We start from the raw sequence: 15,776 nt of genomic DNA on the forward strand, positions 1-15,776 counted from the left end.
ACTTTCTCCTCCTTATTCCCCTATACATCTCTCTATTTCTATTTACATCTTATTAATAAACACTTTGAGAGAGAAGAAATCCCTCCTCGGCAAACTTTCGAAAAAAAGAACTTATTCGAAGGTTCTGCTCTAAAATGGAGGGATTTCTCTTTGTCTTACCCTGATAGTCTAAGCCTCTTTGTTCGCTCGGTTCTTCTTGCGAATGGAACTGAGTACAATCGTTCCGACAAAGACGACAATCAAGATGATGAAGAAAATAATATTCGATAAATGGTAGCCGAATGCTCCTGCGAGCATTTTTCCGGCGATAAGAGCAATGAGCAGGAAAGCTGTTTTTTCAAGCTCTGGTACCTTCTCAATCAGCTTGAGGAAGACCTGTGCCACACCACGCATCATTAGAACGCCGAGTATACCGCCTAAGAACAGTACCCATACTTCGTTGCTCAAACCAAAAGCAGCAACAACACTATCAATACTGAAGGCAATATCCATCAATTCCACCATAAGAACCGTTTTCCAGAAGGAAGCGCCCTTGTTCTTTACCTCATCCTCTTCGCCGCCCTTGAACAGCCCACCGTAAGCAATATAGAACAAGTAAAGGGCACCAAGAACCTTAACTAACGTAAACCCAACGAGGAAGGTTCCGAGGCCAATGGCGATGAAGCGGAAGACATACGCACCTAAGAGACCATAAAACAATGCTTTTTTCTGCTGTTCCTTCGGTAAATGTCTAACCATGACTGCAAGAACAAGTGCATTATCCGCGGATAAAAGACCTTCAAGTAGAACCAAGCTACCAATAATACCCCAGCTTACAGGGTCCTGCAGCGTGGCCACGATCTCACTCCATGAGAAGAAGTGACCGTAGTTCTCCACGATGCTTGAAAAAAAATCGCTAAACCAACCCATTGAACAATGCCTCCACGACTACGTCTATTTACTTCCAGCTACCCAGCGCATACCAAAACCGTAAGCTTGATCGATTTCTTTATGTCCGCTGTAGAACTGCACAAGTCTTTCTACACTGAACGTTTCATTGTTTACGTTACGAATCATCGCAATCGCACACATCCGTTTACGATTGTCATGTTCATTCATATCTACGACAATATCCGGTCCACCAGCTTGCTTGAGGGTAACAATACCATCTGCCTCTGCCCAGTTTGTAACCCCTTCATAGATAAACGTAAACACCAGAATACGTTCGATCTCCGCCACTTTACTGCCGTTAATGCGAAGATTCTCTCCACTCTTGACGGAACCCGTGCGATCATCGCCATCCAATGAAATGTAAGGAGCACGCGTCAATGAACCGAATGATTCACCAAGCGCTTGTATAACACCCTTTTGTCCATCCTTAAGCTCGTACAAACAGGCAAGATCTAAGTCAACTGTCTTCGAGCCACGACTAAAGAATCCGCCTGGCTTGGACTGCTTCTGATTCCAATTCAGGTTAATGAGAATCTCACCGAGCCCACCGGCTGATTTCTTCAGATTAATGCTGTCACCCTTTTTCTTAAGCTCAATCTTGGTTAGATTCAGATTAATCGGAGCAGCAGCAGGAGCTGGTGGAGGGGTAGGCGCAGGTATAGGAGTAGGCTGCGGCCTTGGTGGTGCTTCTGTCGTCGCCGCTACCTCGGATTGAACAGGCTCATTACTCACTTCTATGCCAAAATTACCGCACAGCGCTTGAAGACCGCCTGCAAACCCCGCTCCAACGGCGTTGAACTTCCATTCGCCATTGTATTTATATAACTCTCCTACAACGATTGCCGTTTCCACGGAGAAGCTGTTTCCAAGATCATACCGGAGTATTTCCTGGCCGGTCGCATCATTTATGAAGCGGATGAAAGCATTCTGGACTTGTCCAAAGCTTTGCTTGCGTGTCTCGCTGTCATAGATCGTTAACGAAAACGCGATTTTCTCGATATGATTAGGGATTCTCGGTAAGGATAGCTTAAATTGCTTCTTATCCGTTCCTGTTTCGATGCCTTTGTATTCGATAAAAGGGGTTAAGGGATTGTTATAAAAAATGAGGTCTTCGTCTTTTGCTACTTTTCCATTAGTACCCAAAAGAAAAGCGGATGTATCTACTTCAACAGCTGCAGGAGATTCCCAGCCGATTCCGACTGTGAGCCCCATGATTCCCGGATTAACTTTCGTCAAATCCGCCTTTTGTCCTTTAATAACCACATTGCCCATTATTATGTGTCACCCTTTACGCTCCATATTTTTGTAACGCACGTCTTGATTCAGCGCGCGCTACAAATGGGAAGAAGCATTATTGTGCATCAAGGCCATAGTTTTTGCAGAGTGCGCCAAGTCCGCCAGCGAAACCACTGCCGATCGCTTGGAACTTCCAATCTGCGCCATTACGGTAAAATTCACAGAAAACAACTGCTGTTTCAGTGGAGAATTCTTCACCTAGATCGAAGCGCAGTACTTCACGATCAGTCGCACTATCGACTACACGTACAAAAGCGTTGGATACTTGTCCAAAGTTCTGACCGCGAGCTTCGTAATCATAGATCGTAACTGTGATCCCAATACGGTGAATATTAGCAGGGATTTTGCTGAAATCTACGATGATTTGCTCATCATCGCCGTCGCCTTCGCCTGTACGATTATCTCCCGTATGAACGACAGAGCCAGCTCCACCATTTTGATTATTATAAAAAACAAAGTCGTCCGCACTTTTAGCTTTGCCGTCTTCACTAAGAAGAAATGCAGAAGCATCCAAGTCGAAATCACTGCCGCCATTATATTTATTCGTATCCCAGCCAAGACCGACTGTTACTTTTGTTAAACCTGGGTTTGTTTTCGTTAGATCGATCCGTTGTCCCTTAGACAAGCTAATAGTCATAAGAATACCTTCTCTCTAATGAATTTTATAGGAAGTATGGAGTAAGGATAAGGCCACCATGAATGGCGGCCTTATTCTATAATAATCGACTGTTAATTAACGCCGTAATCGCGGCACAATCCAGCAAGACCGTCTTTATAGCCGCTTCCGATGGCATTGAACTTCCATTCTCCGGCATTGCGATACAGTTCACCAACGACAACGCCTGTTTCTACGGAGAAATCTTCACCAAGATCGAAACGAATGATTTCTTCGTTGTTAACGTCGTTCACGATACGTGCATAAGCACGGGAAACTTGTCCGAAGTTTTGGCTGCGCTCTGTTGCTTCATAGATCGTAATCGTGAATGCGATTTTCTCAATGTTAGCAGGTACGGCAGACAGTTCGATTTTAACTTGCTCATCGTCTCCATCGCCTTCGCCTGTACGGTTATCGCCTGTATGAACAACGGAACCATTCTCGTTCTGAGGATTGTTGAAGAATACGAAGTTTTTCTCGCCTTCTACTTTACCTTCTGCATTGGTTAAGAACAGAGACACGTCAAGGTCAAAGTCTTTACCGCCATCGTATTTATTCGTATCCCAGCCCAAACCGACCGTGATTTTGGACAAGCCTGGATTTGTTTTTGTTAAGTCAACCTTTTGACCTTTAGATAAATTAATAGCCATTATAGAAATCCTCCGTTTCATAATTAAAAGTTGAAAAAGTTGACTTACTTATACTGTTCAGCTAATTGGTTAATATGCGCGGCTTGCGTACCCTCACCAATTGCAGCAAATTTCCATTCTCCGCCATGACGATATAGTTCACCGCAGATTAATGCTGTTTTGCCAGCATAATTATCTGACAAATTGAATTTAATCAATTCATTACTGTTCGATCCATTTAGAACGCGAATGTATGCAGATTGAATCATCCCAAAATCTTGCTTACGGTTGATACAGTCATAAATATTCACAACTACGAGGATTTTGCTGACATCCTGAGGAACTTTGACCAAATCGATCTCGATTTGCTCGTCGTCACCTTCGCCTTCACCCGTAACGTTATCTCCAGAATGAACGACCGCATTGTAAAGGCTTGTCTTATTGTGGAAGCAAACGAGATTCTTAACATCCGTCAATTTACCGTTCTCATTAAGTAAAAGCGCAGAAGCATCACAGTCGATATTCGCCTGTTTCTTGCCTCCGAAGAACCCGCGAGATTGCTTAACCGGATCCCATCCTAAACCTACAATAACTTTCGTAAGCCCTGCATTGCCTTTGGTTAAGTCGATTTTTTGACCCTTAACCAGATTTATTGTGGACATTGCTTCGTCACCTCCTCTCAAGCTACAAGCTTTTACAAAATATACGGGATGGGATTCAAAATGTTTCAAAATATTTTTTAAACGTTGTTAGCCCATTCTGTAGGGGGATTACAGACTGAATTCACTCGGATTCAGATTAAGCGCGCTGCAAATATTACGAACGACTGCTTTCTCTTGATCGTCGAAATCTCCGTCAGCTGCGCCGATTGCGCTGCACACGCCTACGATTAAACGGCCGACTTCCGGCTTTTTGCTGAATTTGGAGATGGATTTAAGCGCTTCTTGTTTACCGATTTCTGGAGAGAAGTCGAAATTTGCCACATAGTGGTTGAATTGGGAAATGACCTGAGTCATATCAAATACTTTAAGCTCTTCACTCAGGTTCATATAGCCAGCCATTTTATTCTTCTCGGTATCATCAACTTTACCGTCGGCATAAGCAACAAGCGCACAGCCTGCAACGATAGCATCCATGAAATCCTTGTTTTTGAATTTTTTCACTTGATCTGTAAGCCCTTTTTTCGTGTTGTTTAGCCAGTTCGTGAAGTTACTCATTGTTATTGCCTCCTGTGGGTTGGTTTCTTGCATGCTTGGATTACAATAATTTTACTATACTCCAATAAATATCAAGATTCTACAAATGACGCGAAAGTTTAAGATTATTTAAAATAAACGCGCTCTGTTACAATAGAATAAATGCTGGGAAAAGGAGAATCAAATTTATGGCACAGAACATCCGTCTTATCACTGATCAGGATTTTCACGATGCGTTAGAGCGCCAATCTATTCTGCGGGTGTTCAAGGACGACCATATTGTCGATTCAGGCGGCGTCCTTGTTCGATTCGACGATAATCTAGTCGTCACACAGACTAGTGTGAGCGAAGTTTCTTATCATTCACGAAACGAATGTGAATTTTTTGCAACTCGAAAAAGGTAGACTCTATATGTTTAACCACAAAAACGAAAAAAGACACCTATGCGGTGTCTTCATTTTATCCCACTAGGGCATCTATTTCACTTTTGAGCAACAAATATCTATGAACGCTTCTCATAATGGGCACCTTGGTGAGGCCATTCTTATCGACATAAACTTTCATTTGGTCCTTGGAGAGCCCTAACAAGCTGCCCGCTTCAGTTAACGTCAATACAACCTCATTGCTTGTTGCATTAAACGTTTTTTTGGCTTTCTGATTCCAATCTTCAAATGTTTGCATTCATTTTGCAACCTTTCTTGTTCTAAGACGTGTTCTCTTATTATAACATGGACGAGGGGTTCGTATAAGCCAAATCTACTATTTTCCATAAAAAAAAGCACTGACCCTGTTTGGTCAGCACCTTTATGAGTCGTTACTTATGGCAAATCAATCAACATGAAGGTCGAACCTTCGCTCGATTGGATCTCCAGCTTGGTCACATCCGTGATTCTTGCCGTATCGCGTTTATTAAGCTCGGACTCTTTGTTCAGAGTGACGCTGCCTTCAATGACGAACAAGTAAATTCTACGTCCTGATTCTTGGTTAAATACGAGGCTATTCCCCGCTTCCAGCTCGGATAGATACAGCGTAAGATCCTGATGAATGAAGGTTACGTTATCTGCTTGCATTCGGCTTGAAATAACAGGAAGCAGTTGGTTCTTCATGGCGTTCTGATCATAGGCCTTCTGTTCATAAGACGGCGTTAGCCCCTTCTCGCTCGGTAGGAACCAAAGCTGCAGAGTATTCGCGACCTCATCTGGCGAGCTGTTGATTTCGGAGTGGAGTATTCCCGTTCCGGCAGTCATTCGCTGCACTTCACCCGGTCTTAGAATCTCTTTGCCCCCTGTATTGTCCTCATGCTGCAGCTGACCTTTCAAAGCGACTGTTACGATCTCCATATCACGGTGCGGATGGGTTCCGAAGCCCTCCTGCGGCTGGATAAAATCATCGTTGAATACCCGTAATGGGCCAAAGTTCATATTAGACGGATCGTTATAGCCCCCAAAAGAGAAGCTAAAATTAGCTTGCAGCCAGCCATGGTCGGCTGAATATCTAGAATCTGCTGGGTAAAGCTTGATCATGATTATCCCTCCGCTCACATTTTTGTCATTACTAACTTTATGTAAGTATCATAGTGTGATATATTTACGGTGTCAAGTCATTCAAATAACCAAGAAACCTTGCAGGAGGGATACCATGGACCATATGTATATCCGACATTCAGTCGGCAGTACGCTTTTCTTCGATTCTAAGAAGCATGCTGGCACATACGCCCTAGAAGAAATAAACGATACCAGTCATATATTCACGATTCATGAAGCGGATGAGGCTTTGGCTAAGCTGCTCATAGAGAATCGCGAGGAACTCAATTTGTTCGTGGTACCGAACGGCAATCCTCATAAGAAAACCTGGTATTACTCGACAGATGGGTTAATTGAATATGATAAAGCCGCGCAGCAGTTCATCATTCGCACGGATCGCAAATTAGGTTATGACGTTTAGTAAGCATCAGCGCTGCAGGAGGAGGGGATTCTTGCCTACTCCTTCTATTTCTACTGCCAGCCCCAGAAAAATCCATCTCGTTCCCACGCAGCTCTCCCGCCATGCAGCTTCTTGAAAAGCTTCTTCACTTCTTTATCAATCGCCTTATTGCCGTTCTCATTCACATAGATAAATGCTTCTCCGAAGTGATTGATGATATGCGTTACCGCTTGATTCTGATGTAGCACCCCTGCATTTTGAACCTCATTATACATCCATTCTGCCACGTCATTTGCTGTGTACGCCATACAACGTCCTCCCCAATCTTTAACAAATATTAATGATCTGACCCATTTCTTACCCGTATTAATCCCTATAGAAGCATAACTTAAACTATGGAGGGGATTCAATGGATACTGAAGCTAATTTTAAAGGAAAGAAAGCGAACATGCGAACACCAATTACGATAGCCGACAACATCATCCGCTACCGCGACTTCCCCCTAAATAAATAAGAGGGTGTCCCCGCAGGTCTCGTTAGACCTTAAGGACGCCCTCTTTTGTATCACTAATAAAAATAATAGTTTATTATTATTGCATGACTCTTCATAATCCGTAAGATAGCCAATTTAGCTAGCCTATTCAGCTGACTCCTCTGATTCCGCTTCCTCGGATTCCTCCGATTCTGCGGCTGCAGCTGACTCTTCTTCGGATTCTTCCAATTCAACCGCTGCGGCTGATTCTTCTTCGGATTCTTCTACTTCTACTTCTTCAGCAGCTGATTCTTCTACTGCTTCTTCAGTAGACTCATCAGAAACTTCTTCTGCTTGTTCCAGAACAACTTCCTCCTCTTGGCTCATATTTCTCACCTCCTAGCTTACGACTACTATAATTGTAACGCTTTCATAAAAGTTAACAAGAGTGTAAAATGTCGGAAATTGAGGATTAGGAAAATATATTTTTCATTTTTCTATGCGATAATGTAATCTATAGGAACGCCTATTCTATAAGGGACAAATAGAAGGTAATCTGCTAATCAAACGCAATGAAGGTGATGAATCTGAACGCAGACAAATGGTTTCGCACCCCTATGGGTGTAACCGATAAAGATATTCCGAAGGCTGATCTAGCCTCCACCACAACGAGCAAACAGCTCGTAGCTCCGAGTGAACAGGATGCCCCGTATTTTCGCCAATTAGAGGAGCAGAGCATTCTCTTAAATGAATCGCAAATCAAGGCGGTCCGACATCATAACGGGCCTCTACTTACACTAGCAGGCGCGGGATCAGGTAAAACCTCGGTATTGATATGCCGGACGGGTTACTTAATCTCGGTTAGGCATATCAGTCCAGGCAGCATTCTGCTGCTGACATTCTCTAGTAAAGCTGCAGCTGAGATGAGAGAGCGAATCGTTCGATTGCCAGGCATAAGTGAGCAGATTGCTTCCTCCATACAAGCTCGCACATTTCATTCATTCTTTCTCTATATGCTGCGCAGACAGGGGATCTCACAGGAGATTTTCAGCGAAACGGGCAGACAGCATATTTTGCTCAAACGGATACTGCGAGAGTTGAATATCCGCAACGATTACCAGCCGGAGACCCTGCTCTCCTTGCTATCCTCCTATAAAATGAATCTGGTGGCGATTGAGGACCTGCCCGAATCTACGGATGAGGAGAGGGAAATCAAAGCGATCTTCATTAGCTATGAGCAGTGGAAGGCAGAGAATAACAAGATTGATTTTGACGATGTATTGGTTGTCGCCTACAAGCTGCTTAAGGAGAATGCCAACCTGCTCAAGTCGCTTCAGAATCGTTTCCGCTACATGATGGTGGATGAATTCCAGGATACCAATTACCTCCAGTACGAGCTGGTCAAAATGATTGCTCAGCCGCATCAGAATTTGATGGTAGTTGGCGATGATGATCAGACGATCTACTCGTTCAATGGCGCAAGAAGCGACTTCATTCTGAACTTCGAGAAGACTTATCCGCTAGCTGCCGTCATCACACTCGACATTAACTACCGCTCTACGACAAGCATTGTCGGGCTTGGGAATGAAGTCATCCGCCACAATACCCAGCGGCGGAGCAAAACCTTGCAGGTGACGAAACAGAGTCCTACCGTTCCAAGATATATGCGCCCTTCCCATGTCGATGATGAAGCAGATAAAATCCTGAAGGTTATTCGGCAGGAAATTGAGGAAGGCAAAAGGCAATATGGCGATTACGCAGTGCTCTACCGATCTGCGAGCAATAACCGGGCTATTCTCGAGCAGCTTGTTATTCACGACATGCCGCATATCGATTATGGGGATGGTCAATTATTGTACGAGCATTGGCTCATTAAACCGATTATTGATCATCTTCGCTTATCGCTAAATCGACGGAATTTTGAAGCTATAGAAGGCATCTTGCCATCACTCTATATTAACCGAGATAAAGGGATTGCTCATATCCGAATGCAGGATGCGCTGCGTCCTAAGAAGGGACCCCTTGTCCACCTGCATACTTATGCGGAGGTTAAGGATTTTCAGAAGGAGAAGATTAAGGAGCGCCTTGCCTTTATTCGGGAATGCAAAGCGATGACGCCAACAGAGGCTATTGAGCAAATGCGCAAGCAGTTCTATGATAATTACGTAGAAACCAGTGCGAAGCAGCCGTTAACGCAGCATAAGGAAGTGTTGAAGGAAACGCTTGATGAGCTGATTACCTCAGCAGAGCGCTTCAAGACGGTCGAGGCCTTCCTCCTTTTCATTGAGGAGCTAATTCTTAAGCATAAGCAAGGCAGCGGGCACAAGTCGCAAGAGCAAGGAAACCGGATCGCACTGATGACTATTCACAGGTCCAAGGGACTGGAATTTCCCGTCGTCTTTCTCATTGGCGCTTCGGAAGGCAGCCTGCCGCATAGTTCCGCGCTTGACGCTGGACGCATGAAGGATATTTATGCGAAAGTAACTGCCGATCAGAAAAGTATCGCGGCACTTGAAGAGGAACGCAGGCTTGCATACGTCGCAATAACTAGAGCACGGGAGGAATTGATCATCAGCTCCCCTTCTCGATTCCGTGGGAAGCAAGCGGATATCTCGCGATTCATTATGCATGCTTTCGGAGAAGAAACGGTTGAGAGGAAGGTCCGATCGTCTGCTTCTAGCAGCAGTTCCCGGGGCTTATCGAGCTTATCCTCAACGTCCAAATCGATCACTTCTGGGCGGACAGAGACCGTGCCAGCGTGGCTATGTACGGGGCCGCGATGTAACGCTTGGTCAAGAATTATGTCCGCAGCCGAGAAGAAGCTGGCTTCTAAGAAATGTCCGCTTTGCCAGCTGCAGATGGAGCAAGGCACTAGAATTGTGCCTTGCTAACAGCTTGACACCCTCTAGGCCGATAGGATATATTTGACAAAAATAAATAGGTTTCGGTTCACTTACGATGGAAGCACCCGTAAGAACAGGCGTATTCGCGCCTTTCTTGCTGGTGCTTTTTTTGCATTTACTGACACCTATATGACCAGGAGGCTCATTGATTATGGCAAGGTTAACCTTTAACTTTAGCTTTAAACCAATCATTACCGTTATGCTGGCGCTTGTGATAGCCATCGCTGCTCCAACTGCCCTATCTGCCGCTTCGATGGAAATATCAGCTTCGCTTAAGACCGCTTGGGACAAAATGATTGAGAAGGCCGACAGCACGACGAAAGTGAAATTAAATGTGCTGTACAATGATTTTACAACCTTACAGCAGCAGGAGCAGTCGATCGATGAACAAATTAAGACGAATCATTACGCCAATGAACAGGCAGAGCTCGCATTGCGCAAACAGATCAAGTTGATTGATGCCGCTAAGATTCAACAGCTGGAGAAGGATGTAACCGCCATCCGCGAACGCTACAAGCCGCTGTTCGCTTCGTATGCCGCACTGAATCAGCAGATTACGGCCGCTAGGCTGCTAAAGGACAAAGATCTTAACGCCCTTCTTCGCTCACAGGCTGATCTTATGAAGATAGCTGTGCAGCTGGCCAGACAGGAGATTAAGACCAAAGAGGCCGCATTAAAGGCAGCTAAGGCACAAGTCGCCCAAAAGACGAAAGTCATTCGTGCTGCGCTAGCAGAAGCAGATCCTCTCCAAATCGAGATCCGCGCGCAGAAAAGCGCGATAAGTGCTACGAAGAAGCGTGCCTCTGCCTCTTGGACAAGCTTTACCCAAGCCGTGAGAAAAGCGGAAGCCTCCACCACTCTCGGTTCATTCTCCTCGGTAGTTTCCGACTATCGTATGATCAACACACAGAAGCAGAATGTATTAACTTTGGAGAAGCGAGTAAATGATAAAATAGTAAAAGCGAAGAAACTGCTTTAGTCATACATGTTTGGGATTTACACATCAAGGGAAAATTAAAGGCAGACTATGATCTTTATAAACAACCACTTTTTGTGTAACGAAGGAGATAAGAAATGGCAGATAAATCCACTGCGATCCGTTTGTTCGTCGCCGTCCCTCTACCGGAGAAGTGGAAATTAATTCTCGCCGCTTGGTGTGATGAATTAAAGCAGCAGCTCCCATCCTTTCGCAAATGGACCTCTCCAGAGGATTATCATCTTACCCTGCAGTTTCTTGGAGATGTGCCCGCGATTCATGTTCAAGATATATCGCAGGCACTTCAGGAAGCGATGGCTGCTGGCATTCCTCCCTTTGAGCTTGCCATTGAGAATCTAGGGCTATTCGGGCGGCCTGAAAATCCACGCGTGTTATGGGCAGGCATTGGCGGCGATTCGGAGCATTTACATCAGCTGCATACAGCTGTTGCTGCCGCCCTCACGCCACTTGGATATCCAGCAGAGGAAAGAGCCTATCATCCACATCTTACACTCGCTCGCCAATACAATGGAAACCTTCCATTTGAACCGGAGACATGGAGCGGCCGACCCTTGCCTACTGACTCCTTTGGGGAGATTCTTCGCTGGCAAGTAGATGAAATCGTCCTATATACGAGCCATCTAGGCAGTCTTCCGATGTATGAAGCGGTTGAACGTTTCTCGTTGTGATGCTAGTCGGGAGCTCCGGGAGCTCTTGCAAGGGGATAGGCGAATTTTATACTTTCTGATATTTTGAAAAGAGGCTTCTCCTTCGTTTAACCATCGCTAAAAGAGGAAAAGCCCTTTCTTATATTACTTAGCTTAAGCTTCGTTAAACAGCCTATTAATTTGGGCCCTAAACCATAATCAGTGCTTGGCATCACGAAACAAAAGCGAAGCGGACGGAATCGTTCTGAAGAAGCGATAGCGTTCGCCTTTGTCTCCCGATTTCTACCCCTAAGGGATAGAATCAAAGAAATAGGGAGACAACAGCGATCGTAAGAATGATCCGTCAGCATAGCGGACTTTTACGTACAAGGCTTCGAATTTATCAAGCACTTATTTTAGCGTTGAGCCATAAGATTAGTAACTTTTAACTGAAAGCTGATCCAGACGCTTAAATGTGAAGCCTTGGCTGTGTGCAGCATCAATGATTTGGCCTAGCGCTTCAGCATTGTCCTTCGAGACCGTGTGAAGCAAGATAACGGCGCCAGGATGAAGCTGCTTCATCACACTATCATAAGCATATCGCGCTCCTCGTTGCGCTTTTGTATCCCAATCCTTATAGGCTACGGACCAGAATACACTTATATACCCCTGCTCCTTACTAACAGCAAGCACACGATCACTGAATATGCCCCTTGGCGGGCGAAGATACTCCATTTGCGACTGGCCTGTCAACTGAGTCGCCCCGCTCTTGACTTTAGTCAGCTCGCTTGCAATTTGGACACTGGAGATTCCGCTCATATCCGGATGACTCCAAGAGTGATTGCCAACCAAATGCCCCTCTGCTGCCATCCGCTTGACCAGCTCGGGCTGATCTTTGATATAGTGGCCTGTCACGAAGAAAATGGCCGGTACCTGCTTCTCCTTCAATACATCGAGCACCTTCGGCGTAAAGCCGTTCTCGTAGCCGTTATCAAAGGTGAGATAAAGTTCTTTCTTAGTCGTATCTCCAAGGAAGATGGCATTATGCTTCTCCAGAATCCCCTTGAATCCTTCTTCATTAATCGAGGGACGCGACCCGCCAACGCTCTTCTTGAAGCCAAAATGATACACGCCACCTGGAGAAGCCGAAGCTGGGCTCACACTTATAGCTAGCAGCACAAGCACACTGAGGAATACTACTAGACCGTATCGTTTGTTCAACATTTCTCATCCCCTGCTTTAACAGCCTTATCAATAAGCTGCTGATCTTTCTTATACAGGGGTATTATGTCACTCCAACCAAAAAGTATGCCCATGTGTATCGATCATAGAAATTCCCATTAGGATCGGCCAAGGCTCCATCAATCTTTGCTGGTCGTTTCGATCTCTCCATTTTCTTGGGCACGCTCTCCAATGGCGGATGCATATGGCTGCCAGGCAGCAAATTGCTCCGATTGTCCATCACGAATACGGATACAGCCTGCATCGAAGGATGGAATCTGCAGCACAGGTCATCATTTATATTTCATCCCTTGCTTCCGCCACCAAAAAGACAGATGGAGTTATACGGGAAGATTGAAGCTGCTGAACCGTAAAAAAGAAAGACCTACCCAAAATATCGTTATTCCGTCCGAGCTCGTCATTCGAAGCAGCTGTGGGTCGACAAAGTCTAACGCCAGACCTTAGCAATCGCGTAACCAGTTTTCTACCTTCCTGACAAAGACACCCGACGGGTGTCTTTATTTGTTGAGACGATCTAAAAAACGCAGCATTTTCCCGCATAAACACTTTGTTTAGCGAATCAACACTTCCTTTGTCAGCCATGCAGGGAGTGAGTCTTGAATAGCGAATATCCATACCAGCACAACCGAAGCGGAGGGATTGAAATGAGTATTTTGAAAACGAAGGATGCTGCAGATTTACTAGCCGTTAGCCAAACGACGATCAAACGTTGGGCTTCCACATTCCCTGATTGCTTTCCAAAAGACCGAGCCGGTCACTATATATTCTCGGAGCAGGAGATTGGCCTGCTCATTCATATTAAAGACCGCATCGATCACGGCGAAACATTGGACCATATCGCCATAATAACCAACATTCAAGTGCCGGAGTCTCCCCCTGGTAAACCCGAAGCAGCTGTCTCTGATGTACCAATGGAAGATATGCTATCTCGTATCGAGCTGGTCGAACGAACGCTTGATCATAAAGCGGACGAAGTTGTCTCCATGCAGCTGCTCCAGCACCGCGAGGAGCTAGAGGAACTCCGCCAAATGATTGAGCAGTTGGCCGCTTCCATGGAAACAATGCAGACACCGGTCGCCCGCTCCTTCTCGGGGCAGGACGAAATACATCCCGTTGCTGCTGCCAAGCTGCAAGCACCGCCTAAGAAACGCGGTCTTTTGCGCACTTTGTTCTCGCTGCTGTAAGGCACTTCGTTTCCGCTTCCCACCACAACGAAAAAGAACGAGACCCCGGAGGAATCTCGTTCTTTTTCATAGATGCTGCCTTCATTGCTCAGTGCTGGTTGAGCTGCTTTAAAGCTCCGACAGTAACAGACACATCCAGTTGGGTAGCATTCTCTCCTAATGTAAAGCTGCTATCCACCTCGAAGCTTGCAGTACCATCGTTATACTCAACGATTCGATATTCCCCAGCTGGCAGATACGTTTGGAATTTCTTATTCGATACTTGGATCGTCCCATAGTAGTATTTGCCCGTTGAATCATAAATAAATAAGGAGCCGTTATCCTTAAAGTCTGGAGAACTGAAGGAAACCGTACCTAACACATTAGGTGCAGGCAGTTTCAATTCAGGCGACTCAACCTGCCCATCCTTGATCACGAGAGTTATACCCTTGGGCATCAAAGTTGTCGTGCTGTAGGTAGATACGTTAAGCAGGGTATAACTCCCATCAGGAAGATCCAGATAAGCCGTCCCTACTGACCAATTAAACATTTGCGTTCTATTTGTAGAATCGTTAGAACGCAGTGCCAAAGTACCATCAAAGAGCGGTTTCCCTTTATCGTCAACTAGATGAAGAACAGGTATAACAGGCTGCTTGTCCTGAATTTTCATCCATTTGCTAATGCCCCGACTTGTGCTTCTTTGATACGGCGTGGACTGATTTGAATCCAGTTTGTAGGGATCTGCACCCGCTTGTAACAACGCTTGAATAATCGGATAACTCTCAGCTTGAACAGCTTGCGTCAAGGAATCATCAATACCAGGATCGGCCCCGTGACTCAATAGAACCTGTACGACCGCGACATTTGGAAGCTGATTCGTGAATTCACCTGATTCATTTCCAATGCCGATAATCCCGCTTGCAGTCTGCAATAATGTTCCTGTGTTCCCCGAGCTATTCGGATTGAGCCCCGCTGTTAGCAGCATATCCAGCAGCTCGCTATTCTGATGCAAGATCGTCGTGAATCCCAGATCTTGCCCCGTGTGCTCCACCCTTGCTCCATACTTCAATAACACGCGAACAACATCAGTTGCACTTTTTAAGACCGCATAGTCAAGCGGTGTATTCTGACCATACATTTTGATAAGCATTCCGTTCGGGTCTGCACCCTTCTTCAGCATAGCCTCTGCTGATGCTGCATCCCCATGCATAGCCGCTTCAAATAGATTCCTTTGGAAAGCATCTGTTTGTTCTTGTGTAAAGCCGATAGTGACTTGTTTCTTTGCCGCGTCATAGGTTACATCTTGATTAAGAATAAGTGCAACAAGTCGAACCGGAATATAAATTCGCCCATTCTGAGCTGTAGGAGGCTGCGTTAACTGTACCACTCTATCGCCGATCGTCACTTTTGTCTGATTAAGAGAAGCAGTTATTCTTATCCCATCTCTTATAACAAGGATAGTACCCTTCTCATAGCTAGCATTTATCTGGATTTTATCAAACAATGACTTCATCGGCAGCATAACATTCCCCTTCAGAATGATCGGTTTAACAACCAAATCCAGAGGTTTTCCATTCGCGATGACTTGAATAGCTGAGTCGGCAGAAGCTGCAGTTTCCTTCGCTGCAGCTGCCAAGTATGGACTTGAAAATAGTAATAAAGCTAATATAAAACAAAAAATACGAGATTGTTGTCCAACATATTTCATCTAATTACTCCCCCACTACTGAATCTATCACTTCAT

General features: G+C 45.2%; 19 protein-coding genes. 6 read left to right on the plus strand and 13 right to left on the minus strand.

Translation table 11 applies throughout. From position 1 onward, the window contains the following. Positions 1 to 168: 168 nt before the first annotated feature. The 6 genes from EKN16_RS20975 to EKN16_RS21000 all read right to left on the minus strand — a co-directional run bounded on the left by EKN16_RS20975 (position 169) and on the right by EKN16_RS21000 (position 4,727). A complete protein-coding gene (locus EKN16_RS20975) occupies positions 169 to 909 on the minus strand; it encodes a TerC family protein (RefSeq protein ID WP_125661726.1) in 741 nt (246 codons plus the stop codon). A 24-nt stretch (positions 910 to 933) separates the two neighbouring features. Then, positions 934 to 2,202: a TerD family protein gene (locus EKN16_RS20980; protein ID WP_125661729.1), complete on the minus strand. Its 1,269-nt coding sequence runs from the start codon at positions 2,200 to 2,202 to the stop codon at positions 934 to 936. 79 nt (positions 2,203 to 2,281) lie between these two features. Next, the gene (locus EKN16_RS20985) at positions 2,282 to 2,863 is read right to left on the minus strand and encodes a TerD family protein (protein ID WP_125661731.1); all 582 of its coding nucleotides are present in this window, start codon (positions 2,861 to 2,863) and stop codon (positions 2,282 to 2,284) included. Positions 2,864 to 2,955: 92 nt separating this feature from the next. Next, positions 2,956 to 3,531: a TerD family protein gene (locus EKN16_RS20990; protein ID WP_125661734.1), complete on the minus strand. Its 576-nt coding sequence runs from the start codon at positions 3,529 to 3,531 to the stop codon at positions 2,956 to 2,958. Between the two features lie 44 nt (positions 3,532 to 3,575). Beyond that, positions 3,576 to 4,172 (minus strand): TerD family protein, encoded by a 597-nt coding sequence (locus EKN16_RS20995; protein ID WP_125661737.1) that lies wholly within the window; start codon positions 4,170 to 4,172, stop codon positions 3,576 to 3,578. Positions 4,173 to 4,280: 108 nt separating this feature from the next. Continuing rightward, positions 4,281 to 4,727 (minus strand): tellurite resistance TerB family protein, encoded by a 447-nt coding sequence (locus EKN16_RS21000; RefSeq protein ID WP_125661739.1) that lies wholly within the window; start codon positions 4,725 to 4,727, stop codon positions 4,281 to 4,283. 167 nt (positions 4,728 to 4,894) lie between these two features. On the opposite strand from EKN16_RS21000, the gene EKN16_RS21005 reads away from it, so the two are divergent. Continuing rightward, entirely contained in the window at positions 4,895 to 5,110 is a 216-nt protein-coding gene (locus EKN16_RS21005; RefSeq protein ID WP_125661742.1) for a hypothetical protein, read from the plus strand. Between the two features lie 55 nt (positions 5,111 to 5,165). On the opposite strand, the gene EKN16_RS21010 is transcribed toward EKN16_RS21005, so the two are convergent. Both EKN16_RS21010 and EKN16_RS21015 read right to left on the minus strand, forming a co-directional pair. Beyond that, positions 5,166 to 5,387: a DNA-binding protein gene (locus EKN16_RS21010; RefSeq protein WP_125661745.1), complete on the minus strand. Its 222-nt coding sequence runs from the start codon at positions 5,385 to 5,387 to the stop codon at positions 5,166 to 5,168. A 137-nt stretch (positions 5,388 to 5,524) separates the two neighbouring features. Beyond that, positions 5,525 to 6,229, minus strand: coding sequence for a pirin family protein (locus tag EKN16_RS21015; RefSeq protein WP_125661748.1), 705 nt, complete (start codon positions 6,227 to 6,229; stop codon positions 5,525 to 5,527). A 115-nt stretch (positions 6,230 to 6,344) separates the two neighbouring features. Here EKN16_RS21015 and EKN16_RS21020 point away from each other — a divergent pair, with 115 nt between their 5' ends. Continuing rightward, the gene (locus EKN16_RS21020; protein ID WP_125661751.1) at positions 6,345 to 6,650 is read left to right on the plus strand and encodes a hypothetical protein; all 306 of its coding nucleotides are present in this window, start codon (positions 6,345 to 6,347) and stop codon (positions 6,648 to 6,650) included. A gap of 50 nt (positions 6,651 to 6,700) precedes the next feature. Here the strand turns inward: EKN16_RS21020 and EKN16_RS21025 are convergent, their stop codons facing one another. Beyond that, positions 6,701 to 6,937 (minus strand): DUF6953 family protein, encoded by a 237-nt coding sequence (locus tag EKN16_RS21025; RefSeq protein ID WP_125661753.1) that lies wholly within the window; start codon positions 6,935 to 6,937, stop codon positions 6,701 to 6,703. A 329-nt stretch (positions 6,938 to 7,266) separates the two neighbouring features. Then, on the minus strand, positions 7,267 to 7,488 hold the full coding sequence (locus EKN16_RS21030; RefSeq protein ID WP_125661756.1) for a hypothetical protein: 222 nt from the start codon (positions 7,486 to 7,488) through the stop codon (positions 7,267 to 7,269). 194 nt (positions 7,489 to 7,682) lie between these two features. Between EKN16_RS21030 and EKN16_RS21035 the strand changes: the two genes are divergently transcribed. From EKN16_RS21035 to thpR, 3 genes are all read left to right on the plus strand, one after another. Beyond that, on the plus strand, positions 7,683 to 9,992 hold the full coding sequence (locus EKN16_RS21035; RefSeq protein WP_164523108.1) for a UvrD-helicase domain-containing protein: 2,310 nt from the start codon (positions 7,683 to 7,685) through the stop codon (positions 9,990 to 9,992). Between the two features lie 163 nt (positions 9,993 to 10,155). Continuing rightward, positions 10,156 to 10,983: a hypothetical protein gene (locus EKN16_RS21040; protein WP_125661759.1), complete on the plus strand. Its 828-nt coding sequence runs from the start codon at positions 10,156 to 10,158 to the stop codon at positions 10,981 to 10,983. Positions 10,984 to 11,078: 95 nt separating this feature from the next. Next, positions 11,079 to 11,669, plus strand: a complete 591-nt coding sequence (gene thpR, locus EKN16_RS21045) for an RNA 2',3'-cyclic phosphodiesterase (RefSeq protein WP_125661762.1) — start codon at positions 11,079 to 11,081, stop codon at positions 11,667 to 11,669. Between the two features lie 393 nt (positions 11,670 to 12,062). On the opposite strand, the gene pdaA is transcribed toward thpR, so the two are convergent. Beyond that, positions 12,063 to 12,848 (minus strand): delta-lactam-biosynthetic de-N-acetylase, encoded by a 786-nt coding sequence (gene pdaA, locus EKN16_RS21050; protein ID WP_125666498.1) that lies wholly within the window; start codon positions 12,846 to 12,848, stop codon positions 12,063 to 12,065. A 140-nt stretch (positions 12,849 to 12,988) separates the two neighbouring features. Beyond that, on the minus strand, positions 12,989 to 13,135 hold the full coding sequence (locus EKN16_RS32385) for a hypothetical protein (protein WP_164522916.1): 147 nt from the start codon (positions 13,133 to 13,135) through the stop codon (positions 12,989 to 12,991). Between the two features lie 378 nt (positions 13,136 to 13,513). On the opposite strand from EKN16_RS32385, the gene EKN16_RS21055 reads away from it, so the two are divergent. Continuing rightward, positions 13,514 to 14,053 (plus strand): MerR family transcriptional regulator, encoded by a 540-nt coding sequence (locus EKN16_RS21055; RefSeq protein WP_125661764.1) that lies wholly within the window; start codon positions 13,514 to 13,516, stop codon positions 14,051 to 14,053. Positions 14,054 to 14,141: 88 nt separating this feature from the next. On the opposite strand, the gene EKN16_RS21060 is transcribed toward EKN16_RS21055, so the two are convergent. Continuing rightward, positions 14,142 to 15,740: a stalk domain-containing protein gene (locus EKN16_RS21060; RefSeq protein WP_125661767.1), complete on the minus strand. Its 1,599-nt coding sequence runs from the start codon at positions 15,738 to 15,740 to the stop codon at positions 14,142 to 14,144. Positions 15,741 to 15,776 lie beyond the last annotated feature (36 nt).

The sequence above is a fragment of the Paenibacillus baekrokdamisoli genome, assembly GCF_003945345.1.
Lineage (GTDB): Bacteria > Bacillota > Bacilli > Paenibacillales > Paenibacillaceae > Paenibacillus_Z > Paenibacillus_Z baekrokdamisoli.

Bases quoted from the DNA above. Each gene is read 5' to 3' on its own strand.
- EKN16_RS20975 (WP_125661726.1), bottom strand. From the start codon at position 909: ATGGGTTGGTTTAGCGATTTTTTTTCAAGCATCGTGGAGAACTACGGT.
- EKN16_RS20980 (WP_125661729.1), bottom strand. From the start codon at position 2,202: ATGGGCAATGTGGTTATTAAAGGACAAAAGGCGGATTTGACGAAAGTT.
- EKN16_RS20985 (WP_125661731.1), bottom strand. From the start codon at position 2,863: ATGACTATTAGCTTGTCTAAGGGACAACGGATCGATCTAACGAAAACA.
- EKN16_RS20990 (WP_125661734.1), bottom strand. From the start codon at position 3,531: ATGGCTATTAATTTATCTAAAGGTCAAAAGGTTGACTTAACAAAAACA.
- EKN16_RS20995 (WP_125661737.1), bottom strand. From the start codon at position 4,172: ATGTCCACAATAAATCTGGTTAAGGGTCAAAAAATCGACTTAACCAAA.
- EKN16_RS21000 (WP_125661739.1), bottom strand. From the start codon at position 4,727: ATGAGTAACTTCACGAACTGGCTAAACAACACGAAAAAAGGGCTTACA.
- EKN16_RS21005 (WP_125661742.1), top strand. From the start codon at position 4,895: ATGGCACAGAACATCCGTCTTATCACTGATCAGGATTTTCACGATGCG.
- EKN16_RS21010 (WP_125661745.1), bottom strand. From the start codon at position 5,387: ATGCAAACATTTGAAGATTGGAATCAGAAAGCCAAAAAAACGTTTAAT.
- EKN16_RS21015 (WP_125661748.1), bottom strand. From the start codon at position 6,229: ATGATCAAGCTTTACCCAGCAGATTCTAGATATTCAGCCGACCATGGC.
- EKN16_RS21020 (WP_125661751.1), top strand. From the start codon at position 6,345: ATGGACCATATGTATATCCGACATTCAGTCGGCAGTACGCTTTTCTTC.
- EKN16_RS21025 (WP_125661753.1), bottom strand. From the start codon at position 6,937: ATGGCGTACACAGCAAATGACGTGGCAGAATGGATGTATAATGAGGTT.
- EKN16_RS21030 (WP_125661756.1), bottom strand. From the start codon at position 7,488: ATGAGCCAAGAGGAGGAAGTTGTTCTGGAACAAGCAGAAGAAGTTTCT.
- EKN16_RS21035 (WP_164523108.1), top strand. From the start codon at position 7,683: ATGAATCTGAACGCAGACAAATGGTTTCGCACCCCTATGGGTGTAACC.
- EKN16_RS21040 (WP_125661759.1), top strand. From the start codon at position 10,156: ATGGCAAGGTTAACCTTTAACTTTAGCTTTAAACCAATCATTACCGTT.
- thpR (WP_125661762.1), top strand. From the start codon at position 11,079: ATGGCAGATAAATCCACTGCGATCCGTTTGTTCGTCGCCGTCCCTCTA.
- EKN16_RS21055 (WP_125661764.1), top strand. From the start codon at position 13,514: ATGAGTATTTTGAAAACGAAGGATGCTGCAGATTTACTAGCCGTTAGC.
- EKN16_RS21060 (WP_125661767.1), bottom strand. From the start codon at position 15,740: ATGAAATATGTTGGACAACAATCTCGTATTTTTTGTTTTATATTAGCT.